This window comes from Achromobacter sp. Marseille-Q4962, assembly GCF_943737005.1.
GTDB lineage: Bacteria > Pseudomonadota > Gammaproteobacteria > Burkholderiales > Burkholderiaceae_B > Achromobacter.
This window is the reverse complement of the sequence record NZ_CALSFU010000001.1, coordinates 54,892-75,056: the sequence shown is the minus strand read 5'-3', so window position 1 is coordinate 75,056 and position 20,165 is coordinate 54,892. Positions and strand designations below refer to the sequence as shown.

Below are 20,165 nucleotides of genomic sequence, written 5' to 3'. Positions count from 1 at the left end.
AACGGACCCCCGCGGTCCGTTTTGCATGGAGCCCCCAACGCGGCCCTGGGTCGCGCCGGGGGCTCTGTCCGACCCGCCGTGCGCGGGCGGCAGGAGCGGGCGGGATGGCTCTTTCCGGTTTTGCCGCCCGGTGTCCGACTTCTGTAGATGCATCCGATGACGACTTCCAACAAAAACGCCCCTATCCCGGCTCCCCCGCGGCGTCTGAACTGGAACGATCCCGGCGTGCGCGCCGTGGTCTACCAGGTGGTGGCCCTGGCGCTGGTCGCGCTGGCCGTCTGGTTCCTGGTTTCCAACACGCTGCACAACCTGGCGGTGCGCAACATCGCCACGGGCTTCGGTTTCCTGGGGCGCGAGGCGGGCTTCGCGATCGGCGAAACCCCGATTTCATACACCCCCGCAGACACCTACGGCCGAGCCATCGTGGTGGGCCTGCTCAACACGCTGCGCGTCGCGGTGCTGGGTATCGTGCTGGCCACGCTGCTGGGCACGCTGATCGGCATCGCCCGGCTGTCGAAGAACTGGCTGGTGGCCAAGATGGCCTCGATCTATGTCGAGGTCATGCGCAACATTCCGCTGCTGCTGCAGCTCTTCTTCTGGTATGCCCTCATCACCGAGAACATGCCGGGCCCGCGCCAGGCGCGCAATCCGCTGCCGGGCGTGTTCATTTCCAACCGCGGCCTCAAGGTGCCCGGGCTGGAAGGCCATTCGCTGGACTGGATCCTGGGCGGACTGGGGCTGGCGATCGTGGCCATCCTGGTCCTGGGCCATTGGGGCAGGAAGCGGCAGGAAGCCACCGGCCAGGTGTTTCCGCTGGGGCGCGTGGCCATCGGCCTGCTGATTGCACTGCCCGTGATCGGCTGGCTCGTGAGCGGCGCCTCGCTCACGCTCAACATGCCGGAGCTCAAGGGCTTCAATTTCGTGGGCGGCCTGACGCTGTCGCCGGAGTTCGCGGCGCTGCTGGCGGGCCTGGTGATCTACACCTCGGCCTTCATCGCCGAAGTCGTGCGTTCCGGCATCCAGGCCGTGAACATGGGCCAATGGGAGGCCGCCGGCTCGCTGGGGCTGCGCCGCAAGCAGGTGCTGCGCCTGGTGGTGCTGCCGCAGGCGCTGCGCGTCATCATCCCGCCCATGACGAGCCAGTACCTCAACCTGACCAAGAACAGCTCGCTGGCCGTGGCCATCGGTTACCCGGACATCGTGTCCGTGGTGAACACCACCCTGAACCAGACCGGCCAGGCCATCGAGGGCATTCTCATCATCATGGCGGCCTACCTGACGGTCAGCCTGTCGATCTCGATCTTCATGAACTGGTACAACAAGCGCATCGCGCTGGTGGAGCGTTGACATGAGCAGTACTACGCGTATCCCCAGCGAGGGTCTGCCGCCGCCCAGCTCGCACACCGGCCTGTGGGCCTGGCTGAAGTCGCGCCTGTTTTCCTCGCCGCTGAACATCATCATCACGGTGCTGGTTGCCTGGTTCCTGCTCATGGCGGTTCCGGCGCTGGTGGAATGGGCCTTCATCCAGGCCAATTTCACCGCCACCAATGCGCAGGAATGCCGCCAGTCGGCGGGCGCGTGCTGGGCCTTCATCGCCGAGAAACACCGGCTGATCCTCTTCGGCACCTATCCGTACGACGAGCAGTGGCGGCCGTTGCTGGCCACCATCATCCTGGTGGCCGTCATCGTCTGCAGCGGCGTCCGGCGGTTCTGGAACTGGGGCCTGGCCATCATCTGGACGGTGGGGCTCATTGCCGTGGCCGTGCTGATGTGGGGCGGCGTCCTGGGCCTGGACTACGTGGAGAACGCGCGCTGGGGCGGCCTGCCGCTCACGCTCATTCTCTCCACGTTCGGCATCGCCTTCGCCTTTCCGTTCGGCGTGCTGCTGGCGCTGGGCCGGCGCTCGAAGATGCCGGCGATCAAGGCGCTGTGCGTGGTGTACATCGAGCTGATCCGCGGCGTGCCGCTCATCAGCCTGCTGTTCATGTCGTCGGTGATGCTGCCGCTTTTCCTGCCGGAAGGCTTCTCGATCGACAAGCTGCTGCGCGCGCAGATCGCCATCATCATGTTCGCCGCGGCCTACATCGCGGAAACCGTGCGCGGCGGCCTGCAGGCCATTCCGAAGGGGCAGTACGAAGGCGCGGATTCGCTGGGCCTGACCTACTGGCAGCAGATGCGCAAGATCATCCTGCCGCAGGCGCTGAAGATCGTGATTCCGCCGCTGGTCAGCATTTTCATTTCCCTGTTCAAGGACACCTCGCTGGTGGTGATCATCGGCATCTTCGATCTCACCCTGGCGGCCAAGGCAGCCTTGTCGGACGCGGCGTGGCGCGGATTCGGCGTGGAAGCGTACATATTCATTTCGCTTATCTACTTCGTGTTCTGCTTCTCGATGTCCAAATACAGCCAGGCGCTCGAACGGCGCCTCCAAACCGGCCACTCGCGCTAGAAACCCGCGCGCCCGCCGTTTGCGGCGGGCGCGCCCAGCGATACTAATGGGAGTACAGGCATGTCCGATGCCATCATTCGCATGCAGAACGTGAACAAGTGGTACGGCCAGTTCCACGTGTTGCGCAACATCAACCTGGACGTGGCGCCGGGCGAGCGGATCGTGATCTGCGGCCCGTCGGGTTCCGGCAAGTCCACCATGATCCGCTGCATCAACCGGCTCGAAGAGCACCAGCAGGGCCACATCATCGTCGACGGCACCGAGCTCACCAACGACCTCAAGCACATCGAAACCATCCGCAAGGACGTGGGCATGGTGTTCCAGCACTTCAACCTGTTCCCGCACCTCACGGTGCTGGAGAACCTGACGCTGGGACCCATGTGGGTCTTGAAGAAGCCGCGCGCCGAGGCCGAGGCCACGGCCATGAAATACCTGGAGCGCGTGCGCATTCCGGACCAGGCCCAGAAATACCCCGGACAGCTTTCCGGCGGCCAGCAGCAGCGCGTGGCGATCGCCCGCTCGCTGTGCATGAGCCCCAAGATCATGCTGTTCGACGAGCCCACCAGCGCGCTCGACCCGGAAATGGTGAAGGAAGTGCTGGACGTGATGGTGAACCTGGCCCAGGAGAGCGGCATGACCATGCTGTGCGTGACCCACGAAATGGGCTTTGCGCGCAAGGTGGCCAACCGCGTCATCTTCATGGATCGCGGCGAGATCATCGAACAGAACACGCCGGACGCGTTCTTCGACAATCCGCAGAACGACCGCACCAAGCTGTTCCTGAGCCAGATCCTGCACTGAGGGATAAGCCCCCCCGGAAGCGCCTGCGGCGCCTCTGCCGGGGGGCTTTTGCTGGATCGCACGATCAGGGCGGTCCGGCGGGCGTTTCTCTTTGTTACTACGGTTGCCTCGCTGCGGTATGCTACGTGCCGACCATCCACATCGAAGCGAGGAGAAGACCATGATGCAATCCCGCCGCGGCGCCGCGCGCCGCGCCCTGCTTGCCGGCGCGGTGGCGCTGGCCGCCACCACCCTGTCCGCCGGCGCGCCCGCGCTGGCCCAGGGCGCCGATTTTCCGACCAAGCCGCTGCGCTTCGTCGTGCCTTATCCGCCCGGCGGCCCGCTGGATACGATGGCCCGCATGCTGGCCGAGAAGGTGCGGGGCTCGCTGGGCCAGCCGGTCATCGTGGAGAACCGGGCCGGCGCGGGCGGCAACATCGGCGCCGACCTGGTGGCCAAGGCCCCGGCCGACGGCTACACCCTGGTGATGGGCGCGGTGGCCACGCACGCCATCAACCCCTGGCTGTTCGCCAACCTGCCCTATGACCCGGTCAAGGATTTCGCGCCGGTCACCATCGTGGCGTCGGTGCCCAACGTGCTGGTGGTGAACAAGGAATTCGCTGAGAAGAACAACATCGCCAAGCTGGCCGATCTCATCGCCTACGCGAAGAAGAACCCGGGCAAGCTGAACTACGGCTCGGGCGGCAACGGCAGCGCCGGCCACCTGTCGGGCGAGCTGCTCAAGGCGCGCGCCGGCATCAAGGTCGAGCACATTCCCTACCAGGGCGCCGCGCCCGCGCAACTGGCCCTGCTGGCCGGCCAGTCCGATTTCATGTTCGACAACCTGGCCGCCTCGGCGCCCCTGATCAAGGACGGCAAGGTCAAGGCGCTGGCCGTCACCACGGCCGGGCGGTCTTCGCTGCTGCCCGAGGTGCCCACCGTCGAAGAGTCGGGCGTGAAGGGCTTCGATCTGGGCACCTGGTTCGGCGTGTTCACCACCGGCGGCACGCCCGCGCCGGTGGTGGCCAAGCTCAACAAAGCCTACGCCGACGCCATGCGCCAGCCCGACGTGAAGCAGCGCCTGCTCACCATGGGCTCCGAAGCGGCGCCAATGACGCCCGAAGCCTTCGCCGCCTTCGTCAAGAACGAAATGACCAAGTACCAGGAGATCGTCAAGATCTCCGGCGCCAGCCTGAACTGAGACGCGCCGGCGGGGCGGCGCGCCGCCCCGGCTGGCAGGCTCCGGCGCGAGCGCGACGCCGCCGCGCCCGGAGCGGTCCCGCGCGGCTAGGCGTGCAGCGCGCGGCCGAAGGCCGCCAGCACCGATTCGTGCAGCGTTTCCGACAGCGTCGGGTGCGCGAATACGGTGTGCATCAGGTCTTCTTCGGTGGCTTCCAGCGCGGACGCCACGCCGTAACCCGTGATGAGTTCGGACGCCTCGGGGTGCACGATGTGCGCGCCCAGCAGCTCGCCCGAGTTCGCATCGAATACGGTCTTGACCAGGCCCTGGTCTTCGCCCATGGCGATGGCCTTGCCGTTGCCCGCGAAACCGAATCTCCCCACCCGGATTTCCGCGCCCGTGCGGGCGGCGTGCTCGCGCGCGCGCGCCTCGGTCATGCCGATGCTGGCCACCTGCGGATGCGAGTATGTGCAGGCGGGAATGCGCAGCGGGTCCAGCGGATGCGCCGGCATGCCCGCGATGGCCTCCACGCACAGCACGCCCTCATGGCTGGCTTTGTGCGCCAGCCAGGGGGCGCCCGCCACGTCGCCGATGGCATAGACGCCCGGCTCGTCCGTGCGGCACAGGCCGTCGGTCATGATGTGCGTTTGCCCGACCCTGACCCGCGTGGTTTCCAGCCCCAGGTTCTCCACATTGCCCACGATGCCGGCGGCCACGATAACGCGGTGCGTTTCCAGCTCGCGCTGCCGGCCCTGTTGCCGCAGCACGACCCGCACGCCGTCGTGCGAGGGCGAGGACGAGGCCACCGCGCATCCTGTCAGGACGCGGATGCCCTGTTTCTCGAAAGACTTGCGCGCCAGCGCGGCGATTTCCGCGTCTTCCTGGGGCAGGATCTCCGGCGTCATGTCGATGAGCGTGACGTCGACGCCCAGCGCGCGGTAGAAGCTGGCGAACTCCACGCCGATGGCGCCCGCGCCCACCACCAGCAGCGAGCGCGGCTGGATGTCGGGCGCGAGCGCCTGGCGGTAGTACCAGATGCGCTCGCCCGCCGGCAGCGCGGGCAGTTCGCGCGCACGGGCGCCCGTGGCCAGCACGATGTGCGAGGCGGACAGCGCGGGGCCGGCATCCAGCGCCAGCCGGCCGGCGCCGTCCAGGCGCGCGCTGGCCCGGAACACGGCGATTCCGTTCTTTTTCATGAGGTGGGCCACACCCTGGCCCAGCCGGCCCGCCACCGCGCGCGAGCGCGCCACCATGGCCGCCAGGTCGGGCCGGGCCGCGTCCGCGCCCGTCACGCCGTAGCCCGAGGCTTCGCGGCAGGCGCGCAGCACGGCGGCGCTATGCAGCAGGGCCTTGGTGGGAATGCAGCCCCAGTTCAGGCAGATGCCGCCCAGCTCGGCGCGTTCCACCAGCGCCACGGACATGCCGAGCTGCGCGGCGCGGAGGGCGGCCACGTAACCGCCGGGGCCGCCGCCCACGACGGCCAGATCGAATTCGGTCTTGGACATGGGGCGGCTCACACCAGGATGCGCACGGGGTTTTCGATCAGCGCGCGGAAGGCTGCCAGCCAGCGCGCACCGACCGCGCCGTCCACCACGCGGTGATCCGCCGAGAGGGTGGCCGTCATCACCGAGGCCGCCACGATGCCGCCGTCCTCGTCCACCACGGCGCGCCGCTCGGCCGCGCCCACCGCCAGGATGGCGGCCTGCGGCGGATTGACGATGGCGGCGAACTGCCGGATGCCGTACATGCCCAGGTTGCTCACCGTGAGCGAACCGCCGCTGAACTCCTCGGGCCTGAGGCGGTTGATTCTGGCGCGCGCGGCCAGTTCGGCGATCTCGTCCGCGATGGCCGAGAGCGGCTTGCGGTCCGCGTCGCGCACGATGGGCGTGACCAGGCCGCCCTCGGTGGCCACGGCCACCGAGATGTCGGCGGCCTCGTGGAACGCGATGGCGTCTTCCTGCCAGCAGGCGTTGACTTCCGGGACCGCGCGCAGCGCCAGGGCGGCGGCGCGCACGATGAAGTCGTTGACCGAAATTTTCACGGCGACGCCCTGGTTCGCCTGTGCGCGCAGGGCCAGCAGCGCATCCATGCGGCAGTCCACCGTGAGGTAGAAGTGCGGCACCTGCTGCTTGCTTTCGCTGAGGCGGCGGGCGATGGCGCGGCGCATGCCGGTGTGCGGCACGCGCCGGCCCGCGCGCGGGGATGCGGCCGTGGCGGCAGGCGCGGCCGGGGAGGCAGGCGCCGCGCTGCCGCGCGCGGCTTGCACGTCGCGGCGCAGGATGCGCCCGCGCGGGCCCGAGCCTTTCACGCCGGCGAGATCCACCTGCCACTGCGCCGCCAGCCGCCGCGCCAGCGGACTGGCGAAGCGGCGGCCGGCCGGCGCGCCGGAGGCCGCCTGCGGGCTGGCCGGGGGCGCTGGCGGCTCGCCGTCTTGCGCACGGGCGGCTTGCGCGGGGGCTGCCGCCGCGCCCGCGCCGGCCTGGGCCAGCGCGCGGTCGATGGCCCCGGCATCTTCGCCTTCGGCCAGCAGCACGCCCAGCACGGTGTTCACCGCGACCGAGGCCGTGCCGGCGGGCACCACGATGCGGCCCAGCACGCCGGCCTGCTCGGCGTTGATCTCCACGATGGCTTTTTCGGTTTCGACTTCGGCAATGGCCTCGCCCGCGGCGACCGCGTCGCCTTCCTGCTTGAGCCATTGGTGCAGCGTGCCGCCGGTCGCGTCGGCGGCCACGGCGGGGAGTTTGATCAGGGATGCCACGATGTTCTTTCCTATTCAGCCTGGCTCGCCAGGTCGGGTCGGTAGCCGGCGGGGTCGTCGTACTCCACGAGCTCCAGGACATTGCCCTCGGGGTCGCGGAAGAAGGCCAGCCAGGTGCCGGGCCGCACTTCCATCGGGGCGGGCTGGCTGTCGAAGCGCACGCCGCGCGCCCGCAGCGCGCGCACCACGCCGGGCAGGCCGCGCACGATGAAGGTAAGGTACGCCGAGCCCTGGCGGTCGAGGATGGCGCCGCCGCGCTCGCGCGCCTGCGGCGCGGCGTGCGGCTGCAGCAGCTTGATGCGCTCGCCGTAGGAAGTCTGCAGGCGCGCCACGTCGTAGCCGTGCGGGCTCAGGCCGGTGGCGGCCGCCTTGGCCGGCGGCACCGTCACGCGGTTGACCAGCGCCAGGCCCAGTACGCCGGTGTAGAAGGCTAGTTGCGCGTCCAGGTCGGCGCAGCAGATGCCCACTTCCATGGGTACGGCCATGGACAGCAGCGGTTCGCTCATGTCCGTTCTCCCAGGTCGGCCAGCACGTCTTGCAGGCCGGCGACGATTTCCCCGGTGTCGGCGAAGGCCGCGCGCTCCAGCACCTTGGAGATGCTGGGCGAGGCTTCGCCGCCGGTGACGCGCTTGACGGGCTGGTCCAGCCAGTCGAAGTAGCGGCGCTGGATCTCGTCGGCCAGCATGGCGCCGTAAGAGGTGCCGCGCGCGCCCTGCTCCACGATGAGGACGTTGTTGGTCTTGCGGATGCTGGCGCCTATGGTGTCCCAGTCCAGGCTGGCGCGGTCCAGCGTGCGCAGGTCGATCACCTCGGCGTCCACGCCGGCCTGCTCGGCCGCCTGGAGCGCGCGGCTCACCATCGAGAGATAGGTCAGCACCGTGACCTTGCCGCCCGCGCGGCGCACGCGCGCCTTGCCGAAGGGGATGCAGTAGTCGAGGTCGGCCTCGGGCACTTCGCCGGAAGACGCATACAGGTCCACGTGCTCGATGACCAGCACCGGATCCTTGGACGCCAGCGCCGTGTTCATGAGGCCGACGTAGTCGTAGGGCGTGGACGGCGCCACGATGCGCCAGCCGGGCGCGGTGGCGAAAATGCCGGCCGGGTCCATGGAGTGCTGCGAGCCGTAGCCGGTGCCCATGGCGACCTTGGTGCGCAGCACGAAGGGCACGTCTATGTCGCCGCCGAACATGTGGCGGGCCTTGCCGATCTGATTGAAAACCTGGTCGGCCGCCACCCACATGAAGTCGGGGTACATGAACTCCACCACCGGCCGGTAGCGGCCGTCCATGGCCAGCCCGCCGCCCAGGCCGGCGAAGGCGTTCTCGGAAATGGGCGTGCCCAGCACGCGGTCGGGGTACTTGTCCTTCAGGCCGCGCGTGGCGCCGTTGGTGCCGCCCTTGAGGCGGTGCACGTCCTCGCCCAGCACCACCACGCCCGGATCGGTTTCCATGCGGCGGTCCAGCACGTCGGCCACGGCGTCGACGAACTTGCGCTCGACGCGCGGACCGCCGTAGTCGTCCGTTTCCTGGTAGCGCAGGCCCTGCAGTTCCGAGCCGTCGCTGCGCAGGCCCACGTCGCGGAAGTCCGGGCGCGGCCAGAGGTCGGCGCGCACGCGGCGCTTGCCGCCGTCGCCGGCCTCGGTCAGGCGGCCGGCGATGTCTTTCATCGCCTCCTTGCAGCGCTGGCGCAGCGCGTCCACGCCGGCCTGCGCGATCAGGCCGCGCGCGGTCATTTCGGCCGCCAGGCGGTCCAGCGGATCGCGGCGGCGCCACTGCGCCTCCTCTTCCTTGCTGCGGTAGCCGAAGGCGCTGCCGGGGAAGGGGCCGTTCTGGTGGAAATAGCGGTACACGTCGGCTTCCACGATGACGGGGCCGTTGCCGGCGCGCATGTGCGCCACCGCTTCCGACATGGCCAGGTGCACGGCCAGCGGATCCATGCCGTCCACCTGCCAGGACGGGATGCCGAAACCCAGGCCGCGGGCCGACAGGCGCGGCTCGGCGGTGGATTCCTCCACGGTGGTCGAGACCGCGTAGCGGTTGTTCTCGATGAAGAAGCACAGCGGAAGTTTCCAGGCCGCGGCCAGGTTCATGGTTTCGAGCACGGAGCCGATGTTCACCGCGCCGTCGCCGAAGTAGGTGACGGCCACGCGGTCGGTGCCGGCGTGCCGGTGCGCCCAGGCCGCGCCGGCCGCCAGCGGCACGCCGCCGCCCACGATGGCGTTGGTGCCCAGCGCGCCGGCCTCCAGCCAGCGCAGGTGCATGGAGCCGCCGCGGCCCCGGCAGTAGCCCTGCGCCAGTCCCATGATCTCGGCCAGCGTGCGCTGCAGCACCTCGTCGATGGCGGGCGTGAGCGGGTCGGCGGGGTCCAGGCCGCCGGGCGCCGCGTGCTGCAGGGCCTTGGCCAGGAACTGGTGGTGGCCGCGGTGCGAGCCGTTGACCTGGTCGCCCGGGCCCAGGGCCAGCACCGAGCCCACGGCGCCGCCTTCCTGGCCGATGGAAGAATGCGCAGGGCCGTGCACCAGCCCTTCGGCGGCCAGTTCGAGCACGGTTTCCTCGAATGCGCGGATCCAGTGCAGTTGGGTCAGCATGGTGGCCAGCAGCGCCGGGTCGGCCTGCTGCCAGTCCTGCGCGTCTGCCGTCAGTTGCCGCCAGGGCGCCTGCGGCGCAAGCGGGTGGTGGGTGGCCATGAGTCGGTCTCCAGAATGTGTCGCGGGTGGGTTCAGAGGTAGCAGTAGCGGCTCCAGCCGCCGTCGGCCACCAGGGTGTGTCCGTTGATGTAGGCGGCCTGGCGCGAACCCAGGAAAACGGCCAGTTCGGCCATCTCGCCGGGCTGGGCCAGGCGGCGCAGCGGCGTGCGCTGCCGCAGGCGTTCGGGGTCGAGCCGGCCGCGCGCGGCCAAGTCGCGCACCAGGTCGGTTTCCACATAGCCGGGCGCGAGCGCATTGACGCGCACGCCCGCCGGCCCCCATTCGACCGCCAGGGTTTCGGTCAGCAGCACCACCGCGCCCTTGGTGGCGCAGTAGGCGGCGCGGTCGGGCGCGGCCACCACGCCGTACATGGAAGCCAGGTTGATGATGCAGCCCGCGCCGCGCGGCACCATGCGCCGCCCGGCCGCCTGCGCGCACAGGAACACGCCGGTGAGATTGATGTCCACGGCGCGCCGCCATTCGTCCACCGTCACCTCCAGCGTGGGCTTGTTGGCGGAGACGCCGGCATTGTTGACCAGCACGTCGAGGCCGCCGAACGCGGCCTCGGCCTGGGCAAAGGCCCGCTCCACCGCATCGGCGTCGGTGACGGACGCCGGGCAGGCCAGGGCCTGTCCGCCCTGCGCGGCGATGCCGGCGACAGCGCTGCGCAGGGCGTCCTCGTCCAGGTCCAGCAGGGCCACGCGCGCTCCCTGGCGCGCATAGGCCCGGGCGGTGGCCAGGCCTATGCCCCGGGCGCCGCCCGTCACCATCACCGATTTGCCGACCAGGTCGGTATGCCTGACTCCGGAATCCGCCGGGGCGGCGTCGATCTTGTGCACGTTGATAGCCTCTTGTTGAGATGCGGTCGGCGCTCAGACCGCCAGCCATTCCTGGACCACGTCCTGGCGCTCCTGCAGCGCCGGCGGCGGGCCCTCGAAAACGATGCGGCCGTGCCCCATCACGCTTACGCGCGTGGACACCTTGAGGGCGATGGTCAGCTTCTGCTCCACCAGCACCACCGACACGCCGCGACGGTGGATGTCGCGGATCACGTCGGCGATCACTTCGACGATCTTGGGCGCCAGCCCCTCGGTGGGCTCGTCGATCAGCATGACCTTGGGATTGCCCAGCAGCGAGCGGCACATAGTGAGCATCTGCTGCTCGCCGCCGGACAGATTGCCCGCGCGCGTGGCGCGGCGCTCTTTCAGGCGCGGGAAATAATCGAACATCTGATCCACCGTCCAGGCCGGCGCGTCGGAGCGCGCGGGCTGCATGCCCATGCGCAGGTTTTCGTCCACCGTCAGGTTGGCGAACACCTCGCGCTCCTCGGGCACGAAGCCCAGGCCGGCCCGGGCGATCTCGAAGGGACGTCTGTTGGTGATGTCGCGCCCTTGCATGGCGATGCGCCCGGCGGTGACGTCCACCAGCCCCATGATGCTTTTCATGGTGGTGGAGCGGCCCGCGCCGTTGCGGCCCAGCAGGCTGACCACCTCGCCGCGGCCCACCGACAGGTCGATGCCGTGCAGGATGTGGCTTTTGCCATAGTGGGCGTGGACGCCTTGCAGCGTGAGCAGGGGCGTGCTGTCTTGCGCGCTCATATTGTTTCCTCTCCCAGGTAGGCCTCGCGCACCCGCGCGTCGGCGCGGATCTCGGCGGGCGTGCCGGTGGCGAGGATTTCGCCGTAGACCAGCACGCTGATGCGGTCGGCCAGCGAAAACACCACTTGCATGTCGTGCTCCACGATGAGCAGGGTGCAGTCGCGCGTCACTTCCTTGATGAGCGCCACGGTGTAGTCCACTTCGTGCTGGGACATGCCGGCCATGGGTTCGTCCAGCAGGATCACCTTGGGGCGCGAGGCCAGCGTCATGCCGATTTCCAGCGAGCGCTGCTCGGAGTAGTTGAGATCGCCGGCGGCGGTGTCGCGCCTGGCGGCCAGGCGCACTTTCTCCAGCAGGCGGTCCACGTCCTCGTTCACGGCCCGGTTGCGCGCCACCGGACGCCAGAAGTCATAGACCCGTCCGTGCATGCGCAGCACGGCCAGGCGCAGGTTCTCATGCACCGACAGGCGCGGGAAGACGTTGGTGATCTGGAACGAGCGCGCCAGGCCCTGGCGGTTGATGCGCTCGGGCGGCAGGCCGCCGATGGCGCGGCCGCGCAGTTCGATGCGGCCCGAGGTGGGCGCGAACGAGCCCGACATCAGGTGGAACAGCGTGGACTTGCCCGCGCCGTTGGGGCCGATGACGGCGTGGCGCTCGCCGGCATGCACGCTCAGGTTCACGCCGCGGATGATCTGCGCGTCGCCGAAGGACTTGCGCACGTCGGTCAGGGTGAGAATGTCGTGAGTCATTGCGCCGTCTCCAGCTTGCGGGCGGGGCCGGGCTCGGCGCGCCAGAGCGCGGACGCCCAGCGGCAGGCAGCCAGCCCCAGGAGGAAGAGCGCCAGCGGCCACAGCCAGGTCGAGACGGCTCGCGGCGCCCATTCGCTGCCGAAAAGCGGAATGGCCGGCCAGGCGGCGTCGGGGTTCATGGCGAGCAGCGAGCGGTAGTCGCGCGCGAAAATGCGCTGCAGCATTTCCACCGTGAACACCGTGGCCGCCGCCAGCAGCAGGCCCGCCGCCGCCGAGACAGCCGCGCGCGGCAGCCAGTCGGCCAGGCCGCGCTCGCGCAGCGAGCGGGCGGCGCGCTGCACCAGCCCCACCAGGCCGTCGGGCACGAAGAGCATCACCAGCACGAACAGGATGCCCTGGTACAGCAGCCACGAGCGTGTGATGTCGGCCAGCGTCTGCGACAGGAAAGTCAGCACCGACGCGCCCAGCACCGGCCCCAGGAAGGCATTGACCCCGCCGATGTAGGCGAACAGCACGGCGTCGGTGGACAGCTTGACGTCGAACAGCACGTAGTTGCCGGCCTCGATGTTCAGCGCCTGCAGCCCGCCCGCGATGCCGGCGAACATGGCCGACAGCGCGAACACCAGCGTCTTGAGGGTATGGGGGCGGTAGCCCAGGTAACGCAGGCGGTGGGCGTTTTCGCGCAGCCCGAGCGTGAGCCGCCCCAGCGGCGTGCGCGTCAGGCCGTACAGCGCGGCCAGCGAGGCCAGCACCCAGGCCAGCACCAGGAAATACACTTCCGTGTCCGAGCCGAAGCCGAAGCCCCAGGCCGGCATGCGCATGGCGGACAGTCCCGCCTCGCCGCCGAACACGCTCTTCAGGTGAGGCGCCAGGGCATGCAGCAGCTCGGCCAGCGCCAGCGTGATCATCGAGAAGTACACCCCGGAGCGCATGGTGGCGAACCAACCCGCCAGCAGGCCGAACACCAGGCCGGCCGCGCCGCCGGCCAGCGGCATCAGGGGCGTGGGCAGCAGGCCCGCGCCGCCCAGCGCGTTCATGGCGTGGATGGTGGCGAAGGTGCCCACGCCGAAATAGGCGGCGTGGCCGAAGGACAGCATGCCGCCCTGGCCCGCGAGCAGATTGAAGGCGCAGGCAAAGAGCGCGGCGATCAGCATCTGCACCGCCGCCACGATCTGGCCCGCCGGCAGCAGCCAGGGCAGGGCGCACAGCAGCGCCACGCACAGCGCCAGCAGGACGATTCCGGTTGCGTGTCGGGCCCGGCTCATGCCTGTTCTCCCTTCAGGCCCGAAGGCTTGACCATCAGCACCACCAGCATGAGCAGAAAGGGCAGCGTGGCCGCCAGGCTGGAAGTCTTCACGGTCATCAGGCCGCCCACGCTTTCGGCCCATTCGCCCGCGCCGAAGAGGCCGAAGAGCGTGGCCAGGCTGGCGTCGATGCCCACCGAAAAGGAACTGAGCAGGCCGATGAGCAGCGAGGCGATCATGGCGCCTTCCAGCGAGCCCAGCCCGCCCACCACCACGACCACGAACACCAGCACGCCCAGCTCCAGCGCCATGTTGGGGTTGGTGGTGTAGAACGCCCCGGCCACCGCGCCGGCCAGGCCGGCCAGCGCCGCGCCCACGCCGAACACGCTCATGAACACCAGCGGCACGTTGTGGCCCAGCGCCTCGGCCATGCGCGGGCGGTAGATGGCCGAGCGCACCACGATGCCCACGCGGGTGCGCGACAGCAGCAGGTAGATGACGCCGAACATGGCCAGCGACACGCCGCCCATGAGCAGGCGGTAAAAAGGATAGTCCGCGTTGAAGACGCGGAAGGCCGCGAAATTGAGGAACTGCGGCACGCGGTAGTCCACCGGGAAATCGCCGTAGAAGAGCTTGACGAGCTCGGCCACGATGAAGGCCAGCCCGAACGTGACCAGCAGCTCCTGCGCGTGGCCGAACTTGTGCACGCGGCGCAGGAAAAAGCGTTCCACGCCCATGCCCAGCACGCCGGCGATGAGCGTGGCCAGCGCCAGCGCGGCCCAGAAGCCCGTGACGGGCGCGAGGGTGTAGGCCGCGTAAGCGCCTATCATGTAGAACGAGGCATGGGCGAAGTTCAGCACGCCCATCATCCCGAAGATCAGTGTCAGGCCCGCCGACACCATGAACAGCAGCAGGCCGTAGATCACGCCGTTCAACAGCGAGACGGTAAAGTATTCCATGTCCGCTCCATAACTCCTTCATGCCCCTGTTGCGGCCCCGCGCCGGTCAGGGGTCGGTCGCCCCGGCCGCCGGGCGCGCCCGGCGGCCATGCCGTCATTGCGGCCGCTGCATCTTGCAGGTCGCTTGCACGGGCGCGGCCACGTCCGCGGCGGCCAGCACCTTCACGGGCTCGAACCCCATGTCCGTGCCGTCGGCCTTGTACTCGGCGTTCTTGCTTACCTTGGAAACCACCATGGGCAGCAGCACCTGGTGGTCTTCGGCGCGCATGGAGTAGGTGCCCAGCGCGTTGGTGTAGCGGACCTTCTCCAGCGCCCTGGCCAGCGCCGGCACCGGCAGCCTGCCGTCTTGCGCCGGCACCTGCTTGAGCGCCTCGCCCAGAAAGCGCATGCCGATCACGGTCTGCGGCTCGGTGTAGCTGGGGTAATGGCCGGTCTTGGCCTTGTAGTCTTCGGCGAACTTCGCGCCTTCTTCGCCGGCGGCCTGGATGTTGTACGGATGCGCGATGTAGTGCCCCAGCGCCACGCTGCCGGCGTTGGCGAGGTTGCCCACCTGGTCCAGGAACACGGTGGCAAAGCGCACCTTCAGGCCGGCCGACTGCGTGGCTTTCATCAGGAGCAGCAGATCGTTGGACCAGTTGCCCGTGACCACGGTGTCGGGACTGGCCGCGCGGATGCGGGCCACGTAGGGCGCGAAGTCCTGGATCTTGTTGACCTCGTGCAGGGTCTTGCCCACCACCTCGTAGCCGTACTGCTTGGCGAAGCGCTCGGTGGCGCCTTCCATGTCCTGGCCCCAGGAATAGTTCTGGTTGATGGCGTAGACGCGCTTGCCCAGCGTGCCGTCGGCCGACATGACGGCGGTCAGCGCCTTGACGCGCAGGTCGGCGTTGGTGGTGAAGCGGAAGTGGTAGAAGTGGCACTTCTGGCCGGTGAGTTCCAGCGCCTCGCCGCCCACGTTCAGGAACAGCACTTCCTTGCCCGGGTTGCGCAGATTGTGCTTGCGCACGTCTTCGGTGAGCTGGCCCGAGATCGCCGAGGAGGCGCCCTGCACGATCACCTGCACGCCTTCGGCCACGGCGGCGCGGAAGCGATCGGACGCGCCCACCGGCCCGCCCTGGTTGTCGAATTCCACCAGTTCTACCGGCTGGCCGTTCCAGCCGCCGGCGGCATTGATGCGGTCCAGCTCGTACTTCACGGCGGCCCGGAAAATCAGGCCGGTGGAGGCCTGCGGGCCCGAAAGCGTTTCGATCAGGCCGACCTTGACGGGCGCGGCCTGGGCCGTGGCGGCCAGGCCCGCCAGGCAGAGCAGGCCGGTGGTGAGTCCCAGTTTCATGCGTGTCTCCTCCGTGGGGCGGAAGTGTTGATTGGCGGATAGGGACAGGCACGCCCGATGCGGCGCGCATGCGCGCGGCGCGGGTCTTGCGGTCTGTCTCCTGCCTTGGTGGCGCGTTGCGCTTACGGGCCTGGGGCCCTGTTTTTTTCCGACGGCCTTGCCTGCGCGCTCCGGGTGAATTACGCTAGCCGGCAAGTTGTCAGTCAACTTTAAAAAGTTGTCCGATAAATCATAGGGCATGCATTTTTGGCGTGTCAAGCAAGGCCGGCAGCGTTCCAATAAGGCATCGGCGGTCCGCCCGCGGGCCACGCAGACACAAGGAGACATTCGTGATTTCGTTCGAAGGAAAAGTGGCCGCCATCACCGGCGCGGGCAATGGAATCGGGCTGGCCGCCGCCAGACTGATGGCCGCGCATGGCGCGCGGCTGGCGCTGGCCGACCTCGACGGCGCGCGCCTGCAGGAAGTGGCGGCGGAGCTGGACCCGGGCGGCCAGCGCGTACTCGCCCGCGCGCTGGACGTGGCCGATCCGGCCGCGTGCGACCGCCTCATGGCCGAGGCGGCGGCGCACTTCGGCGGGCTGGACCACCTGGTGCATTGCGCCGGCATCTACCCCGAAAAACTGGTCAAGGACACCAGCGACGAAGCCTGGCGCAAGCTGATGGCGGTCAATCTGGACGGCACCTTCTACGTGTGCCGCGCCGCGCAGCCCCATTTGCGCGACGGCGGCTCGGTGGTGCTGATGACTTCGCTTGCCGCGCAGCGCGGCAGCTACGCCCACGCGGCGTATGCGGCGTCCAAGGGCGCGGTGCAGAGCTTTACGCGCAGCCTGGCGCTGGAGCTGGCGCCCGCCATCCGCGTGAACGCGGTGGCGCCCGGCATCATCGCCACGTCCATGACCAGCGACCTCATCGGCCAGAAAGGCGCCCAGCTTCTGGAAAGCACCCCTTTGCGCCGGTTCGGCACGGCCGGGGAGATCGCCGGCGCCATCGCGTTCCTGTGCTCGCCGCTGGCCGGATTCGTCACCGGCGAGGTCATGCAGGTCAACGGCGGCATCTATATCGCGTAAAGTTGCATCATGCAGCCCAGCCAAGACCAGGAACCGACCCGACCCGCGCCCCGGAGCTCGCTCTCCGCCGGGCTGGCCGAGACGCTGGCGGACCAGATCCGCCAGGGCGTGCTCGCCCCGGGCGACCGCCTGCCCACCGAGAAGCAGCTCACCGAGGCGCACAACGTCAGCCGCGCCGTGGTGCGCGAGGCCCTCGCGCGCCTGAAGTCGGAGGGGCTGGTCACTTCCCAGCAGGGCAGCGGCGTATTCGTGGACCCCAACTTCCAGAAAAACGCCTTCCGCATCGCCGCGCCCGCGCCCGGCGACACCCAGGAGCTGGAGCACATCCTGGAGCTGATGCTGTCCATCGAGGTGACCGCCGCGCGCTACGCGGCGCAGCGCCGCACCGAGGCCGACCTGAAGAAGATCCGCCAGGCCCTGGTGGGCATGGAATACGCGCTGCTCCACGACCGGCTGGGCGACGAGGAAGACTACCAATTCCACCAGGCCATCGTGCAGGCCACCCACAACCCCCACCTGGTGGCGCTGAACGACTATCTGGAAGCCAACGTGCGGCGGGTCATCCGCAGCGCGCGCCACAACACGGCGCGCATGTTCGCCGAGCGCATGGCGGCCGTGCAGAACGAGCACCAGGCCATTTTCTCGGCCATCGAGAGCGGCGACCCCGACGCCGCGGGCCGCGCGGCCGAGACGCATCTGCGCAACGCGGCCGACCGCCTGCGGCTGTTCCAGGCCGAGCGGCCCCCGCCGGTGTAGGACTCAGCCGAAAGCCTGCCCGCTCACCCGAAGGTTTGCTCCATTTCGCGGCGGAACTGCACGGCGTCGCTGTTCTCGTCGTATTCCACGTCGCTCCAGCGTATGGGCTGCGACTGGCGCACCGCCTGCTTGAGCCGCACGCCGTGCGCCAGGCCGATCGGCAGGTAGCCGTCGCGCACCGAGTCGCGCGCCGGCATCAGGCGGCCGTACACCGTATAGCCGCCTTAGCCGTCCAGCATGTGGCCGGCCTCCAGGTCGCGCTTGGCCGTGGCCACCACGTCGCCGTGCCAGCCCGCGGCGGCGCCCGTGGGCTCGCGGCGGATGCCCACGCTGGCCACGCTTACGCCCAGTTCCAGGCCCAGCAGGTGGTAGGGCCTGTACATGGCGGTGTAGTTGCCGCTGGGGTCGGTGGCCACGCCGTATTCGCGGAAACAGCGCCGCACGTAGTCGCTATCGGCCGCCAGCGTCACGTACACGCCCCAGCGCAGGTCGCGGAACACCGGCCGGCCGTCGCGCTCCAGCGAGGAAATCACCTCCACCTGCCCGCGATGGTGCAGGATGCCGCCGTCTTCGCGGGGGCGCAGCACGCGCGCCAGGTCGTCCACGCCGCAGGGCGGAAAGCGCAAGCCCGAGGGGGAGGGCAGCAGTCCGGTGGCGTTGGACACCGAGGCCATCTCGATGGCGCTCTTGGTGCCGTCCAGGAAGCTGTTGAACACTTGCGCATTGAAGTCGCCCGCCGCCACCATCTCGGGGGTGAAGCCGTAATAGGGCCAGACCGTGTCGGGGGTGGAGGTGTGGAATTCGGGCAGGTACTTGGTGCCCTTGCCGGCCGCCATCACCTCGAAACCGCTGGCCCGGGCCCAGTCCACCATTTCGCAGATGAGGGCGGGCTGGTCGCCGTAGGCCAGGGAATACACGATGCCGGCCTCGCGCGCCCGGCGCGCCAGCAGCGGGCCGGCCAGGGCGTCGGCCTCGACGTTGACCATGACGATGTGCTTGCCGTGCTCGCAGCAGGCCAGCGCGTGGCCGATGCCGGCGGCCGCCTGCCCCGTGGCGTCGATCACGATATCCACTTCCGGGCTGGCGATGAGCGCCTCGGCGTCGTCCGTGAAGAACACCTTGCCCGCCTTGAGCGCCTCGCCGGTGCTGGCGGCGTTGAGCGCCGAAGCCGGCCAGCCCACCCGGGTCAGCGCCGCGCGCGCCCGGTCCGGCGCCAGGTCCGCCACCCCCACCAGCCGGATGCCGGGGGTGCGGGGCACCTGGCTCATGAACATGGACCCGATGCGTCCGGCGCCCAGCAGGGCGACGCGCAGGGGTTTGTTGTCGGATTCACGCTGCTTGAGCAGGCGGTACAGATTCATGGCGCGGACTCCTCCAGGGGAACGCCGGGGCGGCGTACCCGCCGCCCGCCGTCAGCAAAGAATAGTCCCAAATCGTGACGCCGGGATGGGCGTCACTCGTCCGCCGTATACAGTTCGCCCGCCAGCACGTTGCGCCAGTTGGCCCAGGTGAGGCGGGGCGCGTCCGTCACGTGCCGGTTGTAGGGGGCGTCGTAGAGAATGTGCTTCCACCGCGGCGCCACCGCGCCCTCGATGCGCGGCTTGTCGTCGATGAGCAGGTCGCCGCGCACCAGGGTCTTGTCCTTGGTGAGGATGAGGCGGCTGGTGGCCTCGCGTCCCAGGTGCTTTTCCACCCAGAGATACTTCTCCGCCACGCAGTTCTCGAACTGGGACAGCGGCGAGGAACAAATGCGCACGTCCAGGCCCAGCGCCAGCAGCTCCCGCACCGCCTCCAGCGCGCCCGGCACCGGCGGCAGGTCGCGGATGAAGCCCGGGGCCGTGTAAATGGCCTCGGCCATGCCGCGCAGTTCGGGGCCGTAGTCTTCGCGGATGTAGAACGACTTGCGGTCTTCGTAGGCGATGGGCGCGATGTGGGGGTAGCGCGCCTTCCAGGCGTCGATGAAAGCGTGTTCGAAATCGGCGAGCACGCCGTCTTGGTCGAGCAGGATGATCATGGAGATCCGGGGAGTGGCGACCTGGGGATTTTGCCAGAGCGGCGCGTCAGGCGCGCGGCGCGGTCTGCGCCACAACGCGGTAGCGGCTGCCGCCGGTGAGCGATTCGGAGGCCGCCAGCACCAGGCGGTCATAGCGCCACGTCAGCGGTTCGGGCACGGCTTCGGGCGGGGTCTTGGTCTCGATGTGGCGCGCCAGCGTGACGTGGGGGCGGAAGGGCTGGGTGGGCGGCTGCAGGCCATAGCCCGACAGCCACAGCCACAGGCCGTCGTAGAGCGCCTGCAGGGCTTCGGGCGTCTGCGCGGGCCCGGCCCAGAGGATGCGCTGGCGCGCGAAAACGCCGTAGCGGTCCAGCGTGAGCGCGCCGGGCTGCACCCGCAGGGCGGGCGTGGCGTCGATCAGTTCCTCCGCCGTGGCGGCGTCGATATCGCCCAGGAACGCCAGGGTCAGGTGCAGGGTTTCGGTGCGCATGACCCGCCCGCCCATGGCGGGAGCGGCCTGCCTGGCCCACTCGGCCAGTTTCCCGGCGAGCGGGGCCGCGGGCCAGAGGGCGTAGAAAAGGCGCATGGTGGACATGGAGCAGGATTGTATTGCGGG

General features: G+C 69.4%; 18 protein-coding genes and 1 pseudogene. 6 read left to right on the top strand and 13 right to left on the bottom strand.

Annotated features, from left to right (window positions below; translation table 11 throughout):
* The first annotated feature begins 156 nt into the window (after window positions 1-156).
* From NGJ44_RS00330 to NGJ44_RS00315, 4 genes are all read left to right on the top strand, one after another.
* Window positions 157-1,347, top strand: a complete 1,191-nt coding sequence (locus NGJ44_RS00330; RefSeq protein ID WP_053245876.1) for an amino acid ABC transporter permease — start codon at window positions 157-159, stop codon at window positions 1,345-1,347.
* A 1-nt stretch (window position 1,348) separates the two neighbouring features.
* The gene (locus tag NGJ44_RS00325) at window positions 1,349-2,449 is read left to right on the top strand and encodes an amino acid ABC transporter permease (RefSeq protein ID WP_251862768.1); all 1,101 of its coding nucleotides are present in this window, start codon (window positions 1,349-1,351) and stop codon (window positions 2,447-2,449) included.
* Window positions 2,450-2,509: 60 nt separating this feature from the next.
* Window positions 2,510-3,250: an amino acid ABC transporter ATP-binding protein gene (locus NGJ44_RS00320; RefSeq protein WP_053245874.1), complete on the top strand. Its 741-nt coding sequence runs from the start codon at window positions 2,510-2,512 to the stop codon at window positions 3,248-3,250.
* A gap of 160 nt (window positions 3,251-3,410) precedes the next feature.
* The gene (locus tag NGJ44_RS00315) at window positions 3,411-4,430 is read left to right on the top strand and encodes a Bug family tripartite tricarboxylate transporter substrate binding protein (RefSeq protein WP_251862767.1); all 1,020 of its coding nucleotides are present in this window, start codon (window positions 3,411-3,413) and stop codon (window positions 4,428-4,430) included.
* 86 nt (window positions 4,431-4,516) lie between these two features.
* Here the strand turns inward: NGJ44_RS00315 and lpdA are convergent, their stop codons facing one another.
* The 10 genes from lpdA to NGJ44_RS00265 all read right to left on the bottom strand — a co-directional run bounded on the left by lpdA (window position 4,517) and on the right by NGJ44_RS00265 (window position 15,733).
* Window positions 4,517-5,914 carry a dihydrolipoyl dehydrogenase gene (gene lpdA, locus NGJ44_RS00310; RefSeq protein ID WP_251862766.1) on the bottom strand — a complete coding sequence of 466 codons (1,398 nt, stop codon included), beginning with the start codon at window positions 5,912-5,914 and terminating at the stop codon, window positions 4,517-4,519.
* An 8-nt stretch (window positions 5,915-5,922) separates the two neighbouring features.
* Entirely contained in the window at window positions 5,923-7,167 is a 1,245-nt protein-coding gene (locus NGJ44_RS00305) for a pyruvate dehydrogenase complex dihydrolipoamide acetyltransferase (protein WP_251862765.1), read from the bottom strand.
* 11 nt (window positions 7,168-7,178) lie between these two features.
* The gene (locus NGJ44_RS00300) at window positions 7,179-7,673 is read right to left on the bottom strand and encodes a VOC family protein (protein ID WP_251862764.1); all 495 of its coding nucleotides are present in this window, start codon (window positions 7,671-7,673) and stop codon (window positions 7,179-7,181) included.
* The gene (locus NGJ44_RS00295; RefSeq protein ID WP_251862763.1) at window positions 7,670-9,853 is read right to left on the bottom strand and encodes an alpha-ketoacid dehydrogenase subunit alpha/beta; all 2,184 of its coding nucleotides are present in this window, start codon (window positions 9,851-9,853) and stop codon (window positions 7,670-7,672) included. Before NGJ44_RS00295 ends, NGJ44_RS00300 begins: the two co-directional genes overlap by 4 nt.
* 32 nt (window positions 9,854-9,885) lie before the next feature.
* Window positions 9,886-10,692 (bottom strand): SDR family NAD(P)-dependent oxidoreductase, encoded by an 807-nt coding sequence (locus NGJ44_RS00290; RefSeq protein WP_502802091.1) that lies wholly within the window; start codon window positions 10,690-10,692, stop codon window positions 9,886-9,888.
* Between the two features lie 33 nt (window positions 10,693-10,725).
* Window positions 10,726-11,451, bottom strand: a complete 726-nt coding sequence (locus NGJ44_RS00285) for an ABC transporter ATP-binding protein (protein WP_053244670.1) — start codon at window positions 11,449-11,451, stop codon at window positions 10,726-10,728.
* Complete coding sequence (locus NGJ44_RS00280) at window positions 11,448-12,200, bottom strand: ABC transporter ATP-binding protein (RefSeq protein ID WP_053244671.1); 753 nt, start codon at window positions 12,198-12,200, stop codon at window positions 11,448-11,450. The genes NGJ44_RS00285 and NGJ44_RS00280 overlap by 4 nt, the downstream gene beginning before the upstream one ends.
* Window positions 12,197-13,465, bottom strand: coding sequence for a branched-chain amino acid ABC transporter permease (locus NGJ44_RS00275; RefSeq protein WP_251862762.1), 1,269 nt, complete (start codon window positions 13,463-13,465; stop codon window positions 12,197-12,199). The genes NGJ44_RS00280 and NGJ44_RS00275 overlap by 4 nt, the downstream gene beginning before the upstream one ends.
* Window positions 13,462-14,403, bottom strand: coding sequence for a branched-chain amino acid ABC transporter permease (locus tag NGJ44_RS00270; RefSeq protein WP_251862761.1), 942 nt, complete (start codon window positions 14,401-14,403; stop codon window positions 13,462-13,464). Before NGJ44_RS00270 ends, NGJ44_RS00275 begins: the two co-directional genes overlap by 4 nt.
* 94 nt (window positions 14,404-14,497) lie before the next feature.
* Window positions 14,498-15,733, bottom strand: coding sequence for a branched-chain amino acid ABC transporter substrate-binding protein (locus NGJ44_RS00265; protein WP_251862760.1), 1,236 nt, complete (start codon window positions 15,731-15,733; stop codon window positions 14,498-14,500).
* A gap of 329 nt (window positions 15,734-16,062) precedes the next feature.
* On the opposite strand from NGJ44_RS00265, the gene NGJ44_RS00260 reads away from it, so the two are divergent.
* Both NGJ44_RS00260 and NGJ44_RS00255 read left to right on the top strand, forming a co-directional pair.
* On the top strand, window positions 16,063-16,800 hold the full coding sequence (locus NGJ44_RS00260) for an SDR family NAD(P)-dependent oxidoreductase (protein ID WP_053244675.1): 738 nt from the start codon (window positions 16,063-16,065) through the stop codon (window positions 16,798-16,800).
* Window positions 16,801-16,809: 9 nt separating this feature from the next.
* A complete protein-coding gene (locus NGJ44_RS00255; RefSeq protein WP_053244676.1) occupies window positions 16,810-17,556 on the top strand; it encodes a FadR/GntR family transcriptional regulator in 747 nt (248 codons plus the stop codon).
* A 23-nt stretch (window positions 17,557-17,579) separates the two neighbouring features.
* Here the strand turns inward: NGJ44_RS00255 and NGJ44_RS00250 are convergent.
* The 3 genes and pseudogenes from NGJ44_RS00250 to thpR all read right to left on the bottom strand — a co-directional run bounded on the left by NGJ44_RS00250 (window position 17,580) and on the right by thpR (window position 20,144).
* A pseudogene (locus tag NGJ44_RS00250) lies at window positions 17,580-18,917 on the bottom strand (NAD(P)H-dependent oxidoreductase).
* 92 nt (window positions 18,918-19,009) lie between these two features.
* Window positions 19,010-19,570: a 5' nucleotidase, NT5C type gene (locus tag NGJ44_RS00245; protein WP_053244678.1), complete on the bottom strand. Its 561-nt coding sequence runs from the start codon at window positions 19,568-19,570 to the stop codon at window positions 19,010-19,012.
* A 46-nt stretch (window positions 19,571-19,616) separates the two neighbouring features.
* Window positions 19,617-20,144 (bottom strand): RNA 2',3'-cyclic phosphodiesterase, encoded by a 528-nt coding sequence (gene thpR, locus NGJ44_RS00240; protein ID WP_082308302.1) that lies wholly within the window; start codon window positions 20,142-20,144, stop codon window positions 19,617-19,619.
* Window positions 20,145-20,165 lie beyond the last annotated feature (21 nt).